This is a genomic window from Streptomyces endocoffeicus, from assembly GCF_016741935.1.
GTDB classification, from domain to species: domain Bacteria; phylum Actinomycetota; class Actinomycetes; order Streptomycetales; family Streptomycetaceae; genus Streptomyces; species Streptomyces endocoffeicus.
Window position 1 is genome coordinate 129,714 of sequence record NZ_JAERRG010000015.1, and the last position, 13,977, is coordinate 143,690.

Sequence of the window (13,977 nt, forward strand, 5' to 3'; positions counted from 1 at the left end):
TCGTCGTCACGGGGCCACCGCCACCACGTTGTGGAGCGGTTCGCCCGCGGCGAGCCGGCGGATGTTGGCGGTGATGTCGGCGCTGCGGTGGACGAAGGTCTGGCGGGTGAGGCCGGAGGAGTGAGGGGTCATCAGCACGTTGTCCAGCGTGTCGAAGGGGTGCTTGCCGGGGGCGGCGGTGTGCCCGTCGGCCGGGTAGCGGTACCAGACGTCGATCGCGGCGGCGCCGATGGTGCGGTCGCTCAGCGCCTCGTACAGCGCGTCCTCGTCCACGACGGGGCCACGGCCGACGTTGACGAGGACCGCGTCCGGGCGCATCCGGGACAGTTCGGCCGCGCCGATCAGCCCGGTGGTGTCCTCGGTGAGCGGCACGGACACCACTACGACGTCGGAGCTCTCCAGCAGGGCGTCGAGGTCCTTGACGGTCCCGGCCCACAGCAGTCCGTGGGCGGCCGCGTCCACGTCCCCGCTCCGGGTGACGGCGATGCCCCGCGCGCCGAACGCCTGGAACAGCCGCCGGCAGCGGGCCCCGATGTGCCCGAAGCCGACGAACCCCACGGTGGCGGTGGTCAGGTCCGCCGCCCACGGGGCCCGTGGGTCGTGGGCGGGGGAGTCCCAGTGCGCTTCCCGGCGCAGCGCGGTGTGCTGGCGCAGAAAGCCACGGCGCATCAGGATCGTGGCGGACACGATGTATTCGGCGATGGCGTTCTCGTGGTGGAAGGTGTTGGCCACCTGGGTGCCCGGCGCCAGCGCGGCGATGTCGATGTTGTCCGTTCCGGCTCCGGCGGCGTGGACCAGCCGGAGCCGGGTGGCGGCCGTGGCCATGGTGGCGGTGCACCGGCCCGAGACGAGGACGTCCGCGTCCGCCATGGCGGCTTCGACCGCCTCGGTGTGCCGGGGGTCGGGCCAGTGGACGACCGTGCCGTGGGGGACGGCGGCCTCGAACTCGGCGCGCAGCGGGGCGAGATTGGGGTCGGCGACCACCACGGTCAGGGGGTCGGCGGTCATGAGGCGTCCTTGGTGGCGGGGACAGCGGGGATGACGGGGACAGCGGTCGTGCCGGGCGCCGTGGCCGTGGCGGTCGTGGCGGACGCCGTGGTCGTGGCGGTCGTGGCGGACGCCGTGGTCGTGGCGGGCGTGGCGGGCCGGTGCCGTGGCGGGTGGGTGGTGGCGGGGCCGGTGGAGTCGCGCACGATGAGCTGCGTGGGCAGCCGGTGGGTGCGCGGAATCTGCCGCTCGCCCGCGAGGACCTGCCCCAGCATCTGCAGACTGAGCGCCCCGGCGCGGGCCATCGGCACGGCGACGCTGGTCAGGGACGGCTGGGACACCTCGGCGAAGGGGATGTCGTCGAACCCGATGACACTGAGGTCCCCGGGCACGCTCAGCCCCAGCGCCCGCGCGCCGGTCAGCACGCCGAACGCCATCAGGTCGTTGTGGGCGATGACGGCGGAGGCGCCCGAGGCCATGACGCTCGCGGCGGCGGCGGTGCCGCCCGCCACCGTTTCGGACTGCCAGCCCAGCAACTCCAGCTCCAGCCCGGCGCGTTCGGTCTCGGCGCGGATGAGGTCGGCGCGGTGGGCGTTGGACCAGGAGCGCCGCATGCCCTGGACGTAGGCGATCCGCCGGTGTCCGAGGGCGGCGAGGTACTCCACGGCCTGGCGCATGCCGTGGGCGGCGTCGGCGAGTACGCAGTCGGTGCCGGATGTTTCGCGGTTGACCAGCACGGCGGGGGTACGGCCGCAGATGTCGAGCACATCGTCCGCGTCCAGCCGGGGAGAGCACACGACCAGGCCGTCCGCCCGCTCCCTCAGATGTGCGAGGACCTCGCGCTCACGGTCCGGGTCGAGGTCGGTGTCGGCGAGGACGACGGTCTGCCTGCGGTGCCGGCACTCGCCCTGTGCGGCCTTCACGAAGGCCCCGAAGACGGGGTTGGCGATATCGGGGACGACGAGCGCGACGGTGGCGGTCTCGGCTCGGGCCGCGGTGGTGCTCTCGGTGGTGCGCGCCACGGGTGGTTCGTACCCCAGTTCCTGCGCCACGGTGAGCACCTTGCGCAGGGTCTGGGGGCCGAGCCGGCCGGGGTCGCTGAACGCCCGGGACGCCGTGGACAGTGCGACATTGGCGCCCTTGGCGACATCGGTCAGGGTGGGGGCCATGGCAGCCCGCTACCGGTGTGACGAGGTGGGGTGGATGAACGGCATGTGGAATGGTCTTCACCGTTGCGCAACCTTGTCAATGCTTGCCAAAACATTGGCAAGACCGGTCGGCGCCGAGGCTTTCCGCGGTCCGGAGCGGCCTTTCGCGGTCCGGCGCAGTCTTCCCCGGCCCAACGGGTGCACGCGTGCGCGTGTATGCACATAATGGTGGTATGGAGCCCCATCACCACGGACATCGGCACCACCACCGCCGGCACCAGCTCGCGCATCTGCTGAAACCGCACTCCCACGAGTCGGCGCGGAAGGTCGACTCCGCGCTGGAGTCCTCGGCCGAGGGCATGCGCGCCCTGTGGCTCTCCCTCGCCGTCCTCGGCGCCACCGCGGTCCTCCAGGCCGTGGTCGTCGTGGTGTCCGGCTCGGTGGCGCTGCTGGGCGACACCGTCCACAACGCCGCCGACGCCCTGACCGCGCTGCCGCTCGGCGTGGCGTTCGTCCTGGGCCGCCGCGCGGCGAACCGCCGGTTCACCTACGGCTACGGCCGGGCGGAGGACCTGGCCGGGATCGTCATCGTCCTGACCATCGCCGCCTCGGCGGCCCTGGCCGCGTACGAGGCCGTGGAGCGGCTGCTGAACCCGCGCGCCATGTCCCACCCGGGCATCGTCGCGGTCGCGGCGGTCGTCGGCTTCATCGGCAACGAATGGGTGGCCCGGCACCGGATCCGGGTCGGGCGGCGGATCGGCTCGGCGGCCCTGGTCGCCGACGGGCTGCACGCCCGCACCGACGGCTTCACCTCCCTGGCCGTGCTGCTGGGCGCGGGCGGTGCGGCGCTCGGCTGGCAGCCCGCGGACCCGATCGTCGGCCTGGCCATCACCGCCGCCATCCTGCTCGTCCTCAAGGACGCGGCCCGTGAGGTGTTCCGGCGGCTGATGGACTCCGTCGACCCGGCGGTGATCGACGCGGGCGAGGCCGCCCTGCGCGAGGTCCCCGGAGTGCTCGGGGTGACCGAACTCCGGATGCGCTGGATCGGCCACCGGCTGCGCGCCGAGGTCACGGTCGAGGTGGACGGCGGCCTGGAGCTGCGCGCGGCGCACGACGTGGCGGTCGGGGCCGAACACGCCCTCCGCCACGCGGTGCCCCGGCTGACCGCCGCCATGGTGCACACCGATCCGGCCCCCGGGCCGGGCGCGGAGGACCCGCATCGCCTGCTGGCCCACCATGCCGTATGACTGGGCCACCACGCCGTGTGAGGAGATCCCGCGGGCGTCCTCCGCCGGGGCTCAGTCGTGCGGCGGGGCCCCGGTGACCATGTGGTCCGCGTGGTTGACGGCCTCGGTGACCAGTCGGCGCAGATGGCCGTCGTGAAGGGAGTACACCGAGCGGCGGCCCTCCTTGCGCACCCGGACCAGCCCGGCCAGCCGGAGCTTGGCCAGATGCTGGCTCACCGCCGGGCGGGCCGCCCCGCTGGCCTCGGTGAGGGTGTTGACATCGGCCTCGCCCCGGGCGAGGGACCACACCAGATGCAGCCGGGTCGGGTCGGACAGCAGCGAGAAGACATTGGCGGCCGTGGCGAACTGCGCCGCGCCGCTGGGATGCGTATGCGACCGGGTCGCAGTTGAGGAGGGTTCGCTGACCGGCATGCACCCATCGTAGAGCGGCGGGCGAAGGGCGGACCCCGCCCGGCCCGCCCGGTGTCGAGCGGAAGACCGGCGGCATCGTGGCCGGTGGCCGAACCCCGGCACCATACTGGAGCACATGCACCACGCCGTCTCCCGCCAACTCCGGCTGCCGCGCGCCCTCGGGCCGCTCACCGGCTCACATCCGCGCCGCCGGACCGGGTACGGCCTCGGGACGGGCCGGGGCTGAGCGATGGGGGACACGGTGAACACCCCTGCCGGGCCGGGGGAGTTGCGGCGGCGCCTGGGAGTCTTCGACGCGGTCGTGGTCGGCCTGGGGTCGATGATCGGCGCGGGCATCTTCGGGGCGCTGGGGCCCGCGGCGCGGGAGGCGGGGACGGGGCTGCTGCTCGGCCTGGTGGCCGCCGGGGTGGTCGCGTACTGCAACGCCACCTCCTCCGCGCGGCTGGCCGCCCGCTATCCGCGGTCCGGTGGCACGTATGTCTACGGACGTGAGCGGCTGGGCGACTTCTGGGGGTATCTGGCCGGCTGGGCATTCGTGGTCGGCAAGACGGCCTCCTGCGCGGCCATGGCCCTGACCGTCGGTTCCTACGTCTGGCCCGCCCAGGCGCACGCGGTGGCGGTGGCGGCCGTGGTGGCGCTGACGGCCGTCAACTACGTGGGGGTGCACAAGGCCGCCTGGCTGACCCGGGCGATCGTGGCCGTCGTGCTCGCGGTCCTGGCCGCCGTGGTCGTCGCCCTCCTCACCTCCGGGGAGGCGGCCGCCGCACGGCTGGAGATCGGCGGCGACGCCACCCTCGGCGGGGTGCTGCGCGCGGGCGGCCTGCTGTTCTTCGCCTTCGCCGGATACGCCCGTATCGCCACCCTCGGCGAGGAGGTCCGCGACCCGGCGCGCACCATCCCCCGCGCCATCCCCCTCGCGCTCGGCATCACCCTGGCCGTCTACGCGGCGGTCGCGGTCGCCACGCTGACCGTGCTGGGCAGCGGCGGACTGGGAGCGGCGGGCGCCCCGCTGGCCGACGCCGTGCGCGCCGCCGGGCTCCCGGGGCTGACGCCGGTGGTGCGGGCGGGCGCCGCGGTAGCCGCGCTGGGGTCACTGCTCGCGCTGATCCTGGGCGTCTCCCGGACCACCCTGGCCATGGCCCGCGACCGGCACCTTCCGCCCGCGCTGGCCGCGGTGCACCCCCGGTTCGCGGTGCCGCACCGCGCCGAGCCGGCCGTGGGCGCCGTGGTGGCGGTCCTGGCGGCGACGGCGGATCTGCGCGGTGCGATCGGGTTCTCCTCGTTCGGGGTGCTGGCCTACTACGCCGTCGCCAACGCCTCCGCCTGGACCCTCACCCCCGCCGAGGGCCGTCCACCGCGGGTCGTGCCGGGGCTCGGGCTGGCCGGCTGCCTGCTGCTGGCCTTCGCCCTGCCCGTCTCCTCGGTGGTCTCCGGCGCGGCGGTGCTGGCCCTGGGCGCCGCGGCCTACGGGGTGCGGCGCGCGACGGCCGCGTAGGCAGCCCGCCGCGGCGGAACGCGCCGCCGACACAAGATCATCGAACTGGCCGGTTCGCGGCGCTCCGTCGAGTTCATCGGCCGCCCCACCGACGACCCCGCCGCCCGCCGCCTGGACATCACCCTCGCCCGCGGCAGACTCCCGTGGGCACCGGTCGTCCCCGCCGACGAGGGGCCGGCCCGCATCATCGACTGGTTCCGGCGCGGGGCCGCCTGACCCCCTCTCACAACCCTCCTGGTCATGGTCATGGTCATGGTCATGGCCGCGGTCATCGGTCATGGGTGACGGCCTGCCCCTCCTCCCGTCGGGGCGCGTCGTCCGTCCGCTGCCGGTCCACCCGCCGGGCGGCCTCCTCGACCCACGGCGGCAGCGGCCGCCGCTGCCACAGCGCGGTCGGCAGCCGGGCGAGCAGACCGCCCAGCGCGGCCCGCGCCACGGGGTCCCGCCCTGCCTCGGTGAGCAGCCCGGCGGTGCGCCGCGCGGCGAGCGGCAGCGGGCGGCGCAGCCAGCAGCCGATCAGCTCGTTGCGCCGCAGCACGGCGGTGCGCTCGGCGTCGCGCGATGAGGGGCCCGGATGGTGGTGGGCGACCACCTCGGGGCAGTACGAGACGCCCCAGCCCATCGCGGCGAGGTCATACGCGAGCAGGGTCTCCTCGCCGCCGAAGAAGATCAGCGGATGGAAGCCGCCCACCTCCAGGAAGGCGCCGCGGCGCACCACGGCCCCGTGGGCGAGGAAGCCGAACACCTCGCGGCCGGGAAGGTCCTCGGCCCGGCCCACGGGGGAGGCGGCGAGTGTGGCGTTGAGCGGATCGGGCCGCTCCGCCGGGCCGACCCGCACCTGGGCCGCCAGCAGCCCCAGCCGCGGATGGCCGTTCAGCAGGGTGGCCGCCCGTGCCAGGGCGCCGGGCCGCCACCAGGAGTCGGCGTCGCTGAAGGCCACGTAGGGCGTGCCGATGGCGCGTACGCCGTCGTTGCGGGCGGGCGCGCCGCGGTTGGCCCCCAGCGCCAGGACCCGCACCCGCGGAAAGCGCTCGGCGACCATGGCCCGGGTGTGGTCCGTCGAGCCGTTGTCCACGACCACGACCGGTGGCCGCTCCGGCAGGGCGGTGAGGTGTTCCAGAGCGGTGGCGAGTCCTTCGGCGCGGTCGCGGGTGGCGAGGACCACGCCGACGGAGGGGCCTGGCGCGTTCACGGCCACCAGGTACCCGGCGCCCCGGCCGCTATGCGGTACGCCGACCCGCCGGGCCCCTATGCGATGCGCGCCCGGTCGTCCATACCGGCGCACCGCCGCTGAGAGTGATCTATGTCATGTTCGACATCGTCGTCCCACGGGTACGGTGCTGACAGCTATCGCGCAAGAGGAGCGGCTCGTTTGTCCCTGGACCTGTCATCCGTCATAGCGGCGACCACGCATTGGCTGATCAGGGCCTATCCGGCGGCCGACGGCGCGATGAACGCCGCCCTCGCAGAGGCGCAGGCGCGACAGGCAGTGACGGTCGCCGCGTGGCTGCGCTACCCGACCACCACCGACGCCGCCCTGGTGACCATGGCCGGACCGGGCGGTTCCTACCGGCTGGACTGGCTCGTGGACGCGGAGCCCTACGAGATCCGCGGCCCCGACGGCGTCTGGCGCACCTGGGTGGACGAGGTCGTGGCCAGTTGGGCGGCGGCCCTGCTCACCTGCTCCACCCTGGCGTCCGAGGCCGTGGCGGCGCTCGCCGACTGTGATCACGCCGCCGGGTCCCCCGGGGAGTTCCGCCGGCTCACCGAGCCCGACGCCCACGACTGCCAGGCCGCGCCGCTGATGCGCCATCCGGACCTGATGGCGTGCGTCGTGGATCTGCACCGTCCCCAGCTGCTGGAACGTCTGCGGCGGCTGCCCAGCGACGACCAGACGCCCACCAGCGCGGCCTGACGGCGCCGCCACACTACGGGCGGCCGTCACAGCGCCCGGAGCACCCCTTGGCCCAGCGGGCTCCCCATCACCGGTGGCAGCAGCCGCTGCCACCGGCCGAGGGAAGAGTGGCGGGAGTGGAGGGAGCGGAGGGAGTCATGTTCCGGCCACGGCCATGTTCCGGCCACCGCCTCCCGCGGCTCCGTCCGGCCGGGGCCGAACATCGTGGCGGCCGCGCCCTCGTGCAGCGCCTTGCCCTCCACTCCGATCCGCGGCGACTCCAGCTCGAGGACCGTGCCGAGCCCCGAACGGCGCCGCGGCCGGCCGTTGGGCTTCAGCCGCCCGGCCTTCTCGCCCAGCCGGCCCCTCGCGCCCCGCCGCCATCACGGCAGCGCTGCCTCAGCCCTCCGGAGCCACCCGCCGCCGGTAGTGCGGGCACCGGGTGAGGTCGTCGTGCTCACAGCCGAGGGCGCATTCGACGAGCGCCAGCGAGTCCCGCGCGGCGGCGATGCGGGAGCGGAGCGTCTCCGCCTCGCGCCGCAGGATGTCCCGGCGGGCGGCCGGCTCGGTGGCGGCGGTAAGGGCGCGGATGGTGTCCAGGCCGAGCCCGGCTTCCTTGGCGCGCAGGATGACGGCCACCCTGATGAGGTCGGCATCGCCGTAGCGGCGGCGCGAACGCGCCCGCGCCGACCGGCTCTTCCTCGCCGTGCCCCTGTTCCTGGCGGCCGGTACGGCAAGGTGAACGGGCCGATGAGCACGGGCCGGGAGCCGATCGCTCAGGCCCCCACGACCCCGTCCACGCCCTCGCGCAGGAAGTCCGCGTGCCCGTTGTGGCGGCCGTACTCCAGCAGCACATGCACCAGCACCATCCGCAGCGACACCGCCTCGCCCCACCGGGGCTGATGGCCCGCCAGGTCGAGCGACTCCGCCTCCCGCTCGATCCGGCGGGAGGTCTCGACCTCCGCCTCCCAGGCCGCGAACGCCTCGGCTCCGGTCGCCTCGCTCACGTCGTACGCCGCCTGGAAGTCGATCACCGGGGACCAGACCATCGGCGCGTCGTTGTCCTCGAACACCCGCCGGAACCAGGCCCGTTCCACCTCGGCCAGGTGCCGCACCAGGCCCAGCAGCGTCAGCGTCGAGGGTGGCATCGACCGTTGCCGCAGCTCCTCGTCCGTCAGCCCCTCGCACTTCATGGCGAGCGTCGCCCGCTGGTAGTCCAGGAAGGCGCGCAGGGTTTCGCGTTCGTCGCCGAAGTGGGGCGGTTCCGGGCGGCTGTCGGCGGTCATGGTCGTTCGTCCTCCTCGACGGCTGGGCGGGTCCCTGGGGGGCGCAGTTCGGCCTCATGGGACCACGGCCGCCGGCACCCGCCCGCACCGGGGCCATGGCCGAAACGCCGAGCAGGGCTCCCCGGCCCGGGGCTCCCCGGCCCGGGGGCCGCCCCGGGCCGGGGGAGGCGGTCAGTCCTCGTCCTCCTCGTCCTCGAAGGCGTCGCCGATCTCGTCGACGACCTCCGCGGCGACCATTCCTCCGACGACGCCGACCGCGACACCCGCCGCGACGCCTCCGACGACCGCCGCGGTGCTCGGGCCGGAGCGCCGCCCGCCGTCGTGGTGCCCGTCGTGCTCACCGTGGCCGTAAGAGCCGTGCGAGCCGTGCGAGCCGTGCGAGCCGTGCGAGCCGTGTGAGCCGTGGGCGCCATGGGCGCCGTAAGAGTCGTGCGAGCCGTAAGAGCCATAGGCGGCGCGCCGCTCGACGAGCCCGCGGATCCAGGCGTCGACCTCGGTGTTCCAGTCGCGGTGCTCGACGCCCTCATGGCCGACGGTGAAGAGCGTGAGGGCGTCCTCCCCCGAGGAGAAGAGCCCGCCGCGCTTGTCGGCCTCCAGGACGACGTCCATGCCACCCGGGGTCGCCAGGAACGTCACCTCCAGCTCGTTGATGGCGTGGGCGTACTGGGGAGCCGGGGTGAGCTCGATCTCCTGGTAGAACGGCAGCCGCTGCCCGGTGCCGCCCACATGCCCCAGCTCCAGATCGGCGGACCTGAAGCCGAAGCCGAGCTGCCCCAGCGCCTCCAAAATGGCCTCCTGGGCCGGCAGCGGGGCCACGGTCAGCTGGTCGAGGTCGCCCTTGTCCTTCGCGCCCGCGACCTCCAGCCCGGTGCGGACGCCGAGGATGATGCCCAGCGGCTGCCCGTACAGTTCGGTGATCGGCGTCTCCCAGGGGAGGTGGGCCGTGAACGGGAGGCTGCGGTGCTCGCCCTCGGCGAGCCGGAAGCCGCCGCCGACGGTGAAGCGGTCGAAGAGGACGACTCCCTCCCGTTCCTCGTCGCCGTGCTCGTCCTCCACCCGGGCCACGAGCTCCAGCGTGATCTGCTCGATCTCGAAGTCCGCCGTGCCTCCCCGGAGATGGACCTGACCGGTCAGCGGCCCGCCGGGGTGTACCGGGCCGGGGTCCAGTACCGTGTCCACGGTGGGTCCGCCGACACCGAGCGAGCCGAGCAGTCGTTTGAACACCATCGGGGCGTCCACTCCTTCAATGTGCGTACTGTCGCGTGTGCGTGGGGGTTACGGGCGCGTGCGGTGGACGGCGGTGGAGGACGGCGGTCGGGCGACAGCGGGCCGTGCGCCGCGGAACGTTCGCGGCCGTTGGCACGTTCACCGTGTGTCCTCCCGCCGTGCTCTACATGCATGTAGAGCATAGGGGTGTGCGCCGCGCCGAGACGGCCCATCCCGGCGCGTTGGCGGCGGAAGTCCGAAAATGATCACTCGCGGGGCCGTGCCGAGCGCCCTTCAGCTGAGACGTCCAGGTGGGGCGTCGCCGCGCAAGGTGCCGGCCACCGTGTCCGCGAAGGCCCGGGCCAGCGGCGGGAGCGCGTCCCAGCGGCGTGCGGCCCAGCCGACGGGCAGCGGCGGCAGCGCGGGGATCGGGACGAGCCGCAGCGGTCCGTCGTCCCCGGGCACCGGCAGCCCCGGCAGGGCGGGCACCACGGCGCGCCCCAGCCCGAGTTCGGCCAGCAGCAGGGCCGTGTCCCAGTCGGCGACGCCGGTGTCGGAACCGGCCCGTACGCCCAGCTCGGCCAGGGCCGCGTGGAGCTGCCCGCCGGAGGTGGAGTTCGGCGGCAGCCGTACGAGGGGGATCTCGGCGAGGTCGGACACCTCCACCCGCGACCTGGCCGCGAGCGGATCCCCGGCCCGCAGCGCGAGCACCCACGGCAGTTCGGCCACCGGCCGTTGCTCGACACCGCGCACCGGCCCGCCGAGGGTGATCCAGGCCAGATCCAGATTGCCGGCGATGAGGGCGCCGAGACAGCCACGGCTGGAACTCTCGGTCTGGAACTCCAGGTTCACCTTCGGATAGCGGCGGCGGAACGAGACGATCGCCTCGGCCATGAAGTGCCGTACGGTGGTGCTGCCGGTGGTGATCCGCACCGAACCGCTCTCCCCGTGTACCAGGTCCCCCAGGCGGCGCAGCGCCAGATCGAGCCCGGCGATCCCGTCCGCGGCGGCCTCGCACAGAATGCGTCCCGCCGGAGTGGGTACGACGCCGCGCGCCTGGCGCTCCAGCAGACTGACGCCGGTCTCGCGTTCCAGCCGCTTCACCCGCTGGCTCACCGCCGACTGTGTGCAGGTCAGCTCCCGGGCCACGGCGCTGAGGCTGCCGGCCCGGCACACGGCCACGAACACCCGCAGATCGTCCAGAGTCATAACCTCCAAGGTAGAGCTTGGAGTTGGCGAGCAATTCCCAGGATTGACTGGGGTGGCCGGTGGTCGCGACGATCGTCGCAGGGCTCAGGCGGCAACCCGTACGGCGCCGGCACGAGGATCCGGACCGGGTGGGGGCGCGGTGCGGGTGCCGACCTGCCAAGCACCGAAAGGACACGACCTGTGCCTGTCGCTCCCCCTCCTGCCGCCGCCGACCGGGCCGTCACCCTCCTGCGCCGCCTCGGCGCCGCGCGCATCGCCCACCCCGGCGGCAGCACTCTCCTCGCCCACCTGCAGCGCGTACGCGCCCGGCTCGCCGCCTGGGGAGCCCGCCCCGAGCTACAACTCGCCGGGCTGTGCCACGCGTTCTACGGAACCGACGGCTTCCCCGTCACCCTGCTGCCCCTCGGCCGTCGGGGCGAACTCGTGGCGGTGATCGGCGCGGAGGCCGAAGCCATCGTGTACCTCTACGCGAGCTGTGACCGGAAGGCCACCTGCCCGGCGCTCGGCGACCCCGACGCGGTCTTCCACGACCGCTTCACCGGCCGTGCGCACACCCCCGAACCCCGGCTGCTCCGGGACTTCGCCGAGCTGTCGGCCGCCAATGAGCTCGACCTCGCCCGTCTCGACCCCGCCCTGCGGGAGCGGCGCGGCCCCGAACTCCTCGCCCTGTTCACCCGCTGCCGCCCGCTGCTCAGCCGCCCGGCCTGGCTGGACGGCCATGCGACCCTCGCGCCGTCCCCGCTCGCGCGCGACTGAAGTACCTCGCGGCTGAGGCGCCTCGTGACTGGTGAAGTGCCTGCTCAGCGGGCGCGCCCCGCGGGCGCGGGTGTGATATCGCCGGAAGCGCGGGACCGCAAAACGGCGCGCCGAACCGTTCACCTTTTCGGCTCGTTCTCGCCGTCGGCGCGCACCGGCCGGGATTTTGTGATCACGAATTGCCGGAAGTGTTCGCGCACGGTAATGGCTTGGTCAACTCCATGGAGAGGACGAAACGATCTAGGAATTCCCCGTGAAGGAGATGACCGGATCAATGTCTTGACCGGAATCACGCCGAGCACGGAAACTCAAATCGCACTCACGCATCAGGAGCCGCAAGCGACGTTCCGAATCCTGCGATACCGGTTTCGCGGGGGCGTGCGACCGGGGGAAGTGCCAGGAGAAATTGTGTGCGCGGTGGAAAATCCGCGCGTATGATCTTCACTTCCCCTCCTCATCTCTTGATGCGCTGAAGAGAATGGAGGGGGAATGCCGACGCCCGCGGGCTATCCCGGTGTCTACATCGAAGAGCTTCCCAGCAGCGTCCGTACCATCGCCTCGGTCACCACCTCGGTGACCGCCTTCGTGGGCCACACCCGGCGGGGCCCGCTGAACACTCCGGTCCGCATCACCAGCTTCGCCGACTTCGAGCGCCGTTTCGGGGGCCTCACCTCGCAGAGCGCGGTCGGCTACGCGGTGCACCAGTTCTTCGGCAACGGCGGCACCGTGGCGGTCGTCGTCCGCGTGACCAAGGCCGGGACCGGCAAGGCCGCTTGCGTCACCCTCGAATCCACCGAGGGCCACAGCGAATGCCCCGTGCTGGAGGTGCACGCCAAGGAGCCCGGCCACTGGGGCTCGGGCCTGCGGCTTGCCGTCGACTACGACACCCCGTGCCCGGAGGAGACCTTCAACCTCCATGTGCTCGACGCCCGGGGCGCCTCCCGCGAGTCCTTCACCAACCTGTCCATGGACCCCGCCCACGGCCGCCACGCCGAGACCGTGGTCAACGCCGGGTCGGCGCTGATCCGGGTCAAGGCGGTCGGCGAGGGCCGGCCGGACCCCTCCGGCACGGTCTCCAAGCCGTTCGCGGAGGAACTCCCCGATCTCGAGGTCGAGCTGACGGTCAAGATCGGCGAGGTGGAGCGCGCGTTCACCCTCTACGACCCGGACTGCGACGGCGAGGCTCCGTGCGACGTCACCGAGCTGGCCCTGCTCCTGGAGCGCAAGCTGCGCGCGCTGCCCGACGCCCCCGGCAAGCACGCCTTCGCGGGCACCGAGGTCACCGCGTTCGGCCGCCGCCTCCAGGTCGTCGCCGGCTCCATCGACCCCGACGACGTGGTGCGCTTCCTGGGCGAATGCGCCAATGACCTGGGCCTGGAGGCATCGGTCAACCCGCCCGTCTTCCCGCTGTCCGGCGGCGAGGACGGCGCCCCGCCCGGCCCCCGCGACCTCATCGGCAGCGAGGCCGACAAGACCGGCCTCCAGGCGCTGCGCGACATCGAGGACGTCAACCTGCTGTCACTGCCCGAGCTCGCCGGATACGAGTCCGTGGGCGACATGGTCACCGTGCTGTCGGCGGCCGACCGGCTGTGCCGGGAGCGGCGGATCTTCCTGCTGGTCGACGCGCCCTCGGCCTGGGGCAGCGTGGACGCGGCGCGCGCCGGGATCGGTGCCTTCGAGCCGGTCCGCAGCGACCACGCCGCGCTGTACTTCCCGCAGCTGCGGCTCACCGACCCGCTCACCGGGCGGCCGCGCGCCTTCCCGCCCTCCGGGGCGCTCGCGGGCGTCATGGCCCGTACGGACGGCGAGCGCGGCGTGTGGAAGGCACCGGCCGGGACCGAGGCGCGGCTGGCCGGGGTGCACTCGCTCGCCGTCCAGCTGACCGACCGCGAGAACGGGCTGCTCAACCCGCTGGGCATCAACTGCCTGCGCACGTTCCCGGTGGTGGGCCCGCTGGTCTGGGGCGCCCGCACGCTGCGCGGCGCCGACGCGCTCGACAGCGAATGGAAGTACGTCCCGGTACGGCGGCTGGCGCTGCATATCGAGGAGAGCCTGCGCCGCGGACTGCAATGGGTCGTTTTCGAACCCAATACGGAGCAGTTGTGGCAGCAGATCCGGCTGAACGCTTCCGGCTACCTCCACACGCTGTTCGAGAAGGGCGCGTTCAAGGGCGGCACTCCGCGGCAGGCGTACTTCGTCAAGTGCGACAAGGACACCACGACGGACGAGGACATCGCCAACGGCATCGTGAATGTCGTGGTCGGTATTGCGCCGGTCAAGCCCGCGGAGTTCGTGATCGTCAAGATCCAGCAGATGGCCGGACAGTTCGAGATTTAGG

The 13,977-nt window shown here is 73.4% G+C and carries 14 protein-coding genes; 5 read left to right on the forward strand and 9 right to left on the reverse strand.

Going from position 1 to position 13,977, the window contains the following annotated elements; all coding sequences use genetic code 11:
* Window positions 1-6 precede the first annotated feature (6 nt).
* Window positions 7-1,008, reverse strand: coding sequence for a 2-hydroxyacid dehydrogenase (locus JK364_RS31825; RefSeq protein ID WP_201854806.1), 1,002 nt, complete (start codon window positions 1,006-1,008; stop codon window positions 7-9).
* Window positions 1,005-2,156, reverse strand: coding sequence for a LacI family DNA-binding transcriptional regulator (locus tag JK364_RS31830; protein ID WP_230992799.1), 1,152 nt, complete (start codon window positions 2,154-2,156; stop codon window positions 1,005-1,007). Before JK364_RS31830 ends, JK364_RS31825 begins: the two co-directional genes overlap by 4 nt.
* Window positions 2,157-2,368: 212 nt before the next feature.
* Between JK364_RS31830 and JK364_RS31835 the strand changes: the two genes are divergently transcribed.
* Window positions 2,369-3,382 carry a cation diffusion facilitator family transporter gene (locus JK364_RS31835; protein WP_201854807.1) on the forward strand — a complete coding sequence of 338 codons (1,014 nt, stop codon included), beginning with the start codon at window positions 2,369-2,371 and terminating at the stop codon, window positions 3,380-3,382.
* A gap of 51 nt (window positions 3,383-3,433) precedes the next feature.
* On the opposite strand, the gene JK364_RS31840 is transcribed toward JK364_RS31835, so the two are convergent.
* On the reverse strand, window positions 3,434-3,793 hold the full coding sequence (locus JK364_RS31840; RefSeq protein WP_201854808.1) for an ArsR/SmtB family transcription factor: 360 nt from the start codon (window positions 3,791-3,793) through the stop codon (window positions 3,434-3,436).
* Window positions 3,794-4,022: 229 nt separating this feature from the next.
* On the opposite strand from JK364_RS31840, the gene JK364_RS31845 reads away from it, so the two are divergent.
* Window positions 4,023-5,288 carry an APC family permease gene (locus JK364_RS31845; protein ID WP_201854809.1) on the forward strand — a complete coding sequence of 422 codons (1,266 nt, stop codon included), beginning with the start codon at window positions 4,023-4,025 and terminating at the stop codon, window positions 5,286-5,288.
* A gap of 268 nt (window positions 5,289-5,556) precedes the next feature.
* Here JK364_RS31845 and JK364_RS31850 read toward each other — a convergent pair whose 3' ends face one another.
* A complete protein-coding gene (locus tag JK364_RS31850; protein ID WP_307841437.1) occupies window positions 5,557-6,480 on the reverse strand; it encodes a glycosyltransferase family 2 protein in 924 nt (307 codons plus the stop codon).
* Between the two features lie 180 nt (window positions 6,481-6,660).
* On the opposite strand from JK364_RS31850, the gene JK364_RS31855 reads away from it, so the two are divergent.
* Window positions 6,661-7,203, forward strand: coding sequence for a hypothetical protein (locus JK364_RS31855; RefSeq protein WP_201854810.1), 543 nt, complete (start codon window positions 6,661-6,663; stop codon window positions 7,201-7,203).
* Between the two features lie 26 nt (window positions 7,204-7,229).
* Here JK364_RS31855 and JK364_RS31860 read toward each other — a convergent pair whose 3' ends face one another.
* The 5 genes from JK364_RS31860 to JK364_RS31880 form a co-directional block, all read right to left on the reverse strand.
* On the reverse strand, window positions 7,230-7,445 hold the full coding sequence (locus JK364_RS31860; RefSeq protein ID WP_201854811.1) for a hypothetical protein: 216 nt from the start codon (window positions 7,443-7,445) through the stop codon (window positions 7,230-7,232).
* A gap of 136 nt (window positions 7,446-7,581) precedes the next feature.
* Complete coding sequence (locus tag JK364_RS31865; RefSeq protein ID WP_372462018.1) at window positions 7,582-7,821, reverse strand: MerR family DNA-binding protein; 240 nt, start codon at window positions 7,819-7,821, stop codon at window positions 7,582-7,584.
* Window positions 7,822-7,958: 137 nt separating this feature from the next.
* Complete coding sequence (locus tag JK364_RS31870) at window positions 7,959-8,468, reverse strand: DinB family protein (RefSeq protein WP_201854812.1); 510 nt, start codon at window positions 8,466-8,468, stop codon at window positions 7,959-7,961.
* 171 nt (window positions 8,469-8,639) lie between these two features.
* Window positions 8,640-9,695, reverse strand: coding sequence for a sporulation protein (locus JK364_RS31875; RefSeq protein ID WP_201854814.1), 1,056 nt, complete (start codon window positions 9,693-9,695; stop codon window positions 8,640-8,642).
* A gap of 273 nt (window positions 9,696-9,968) precedes the next feature.
* Complete coding sequence (locus JK364_RS31880; RefSeq protein WP_201854815.1) at window positions 9,969-10,883, reverse strand: LysR family transcriptional regulator; 915 nt, start codon at window positions 10,881-10,883, stop codon at window positions 9,969-9,971.
* Between the two features lie 180 nt (window positions 10,884-11,063).
* Between JK364_RS31880 and JK364_RS31885 the strand changes: the two genes are divergently transcribed.
* On the forward strand, window positions 11,064-11,639 hold the full coding sequence (locus JK364_RS31885; RefSeq protein ID WP_201854816.1) for a DUF6817 domain-containing protein: 576 nt from the start codon (window positions 11,064-11,066) through the stop codon (window positions 11,637-11,639).
* A gap of 489 nt (window positions 11,640-12,128) precedes the next feature.
* The gene (locus JK364_RS31890; RefSeq protein ID WP_201854817.1) at window positions 12,129-13,976 is read left to right on the forward strand and encodes a phage tail sheath family protein; all 1,848 of its coding nucleotides are present in this window, start codon (window positions 12,129-12,131) and stop codon (window positions 13,974-13,976) included.
* Window position 13,977: the final 1 nt, after the last annotated feature.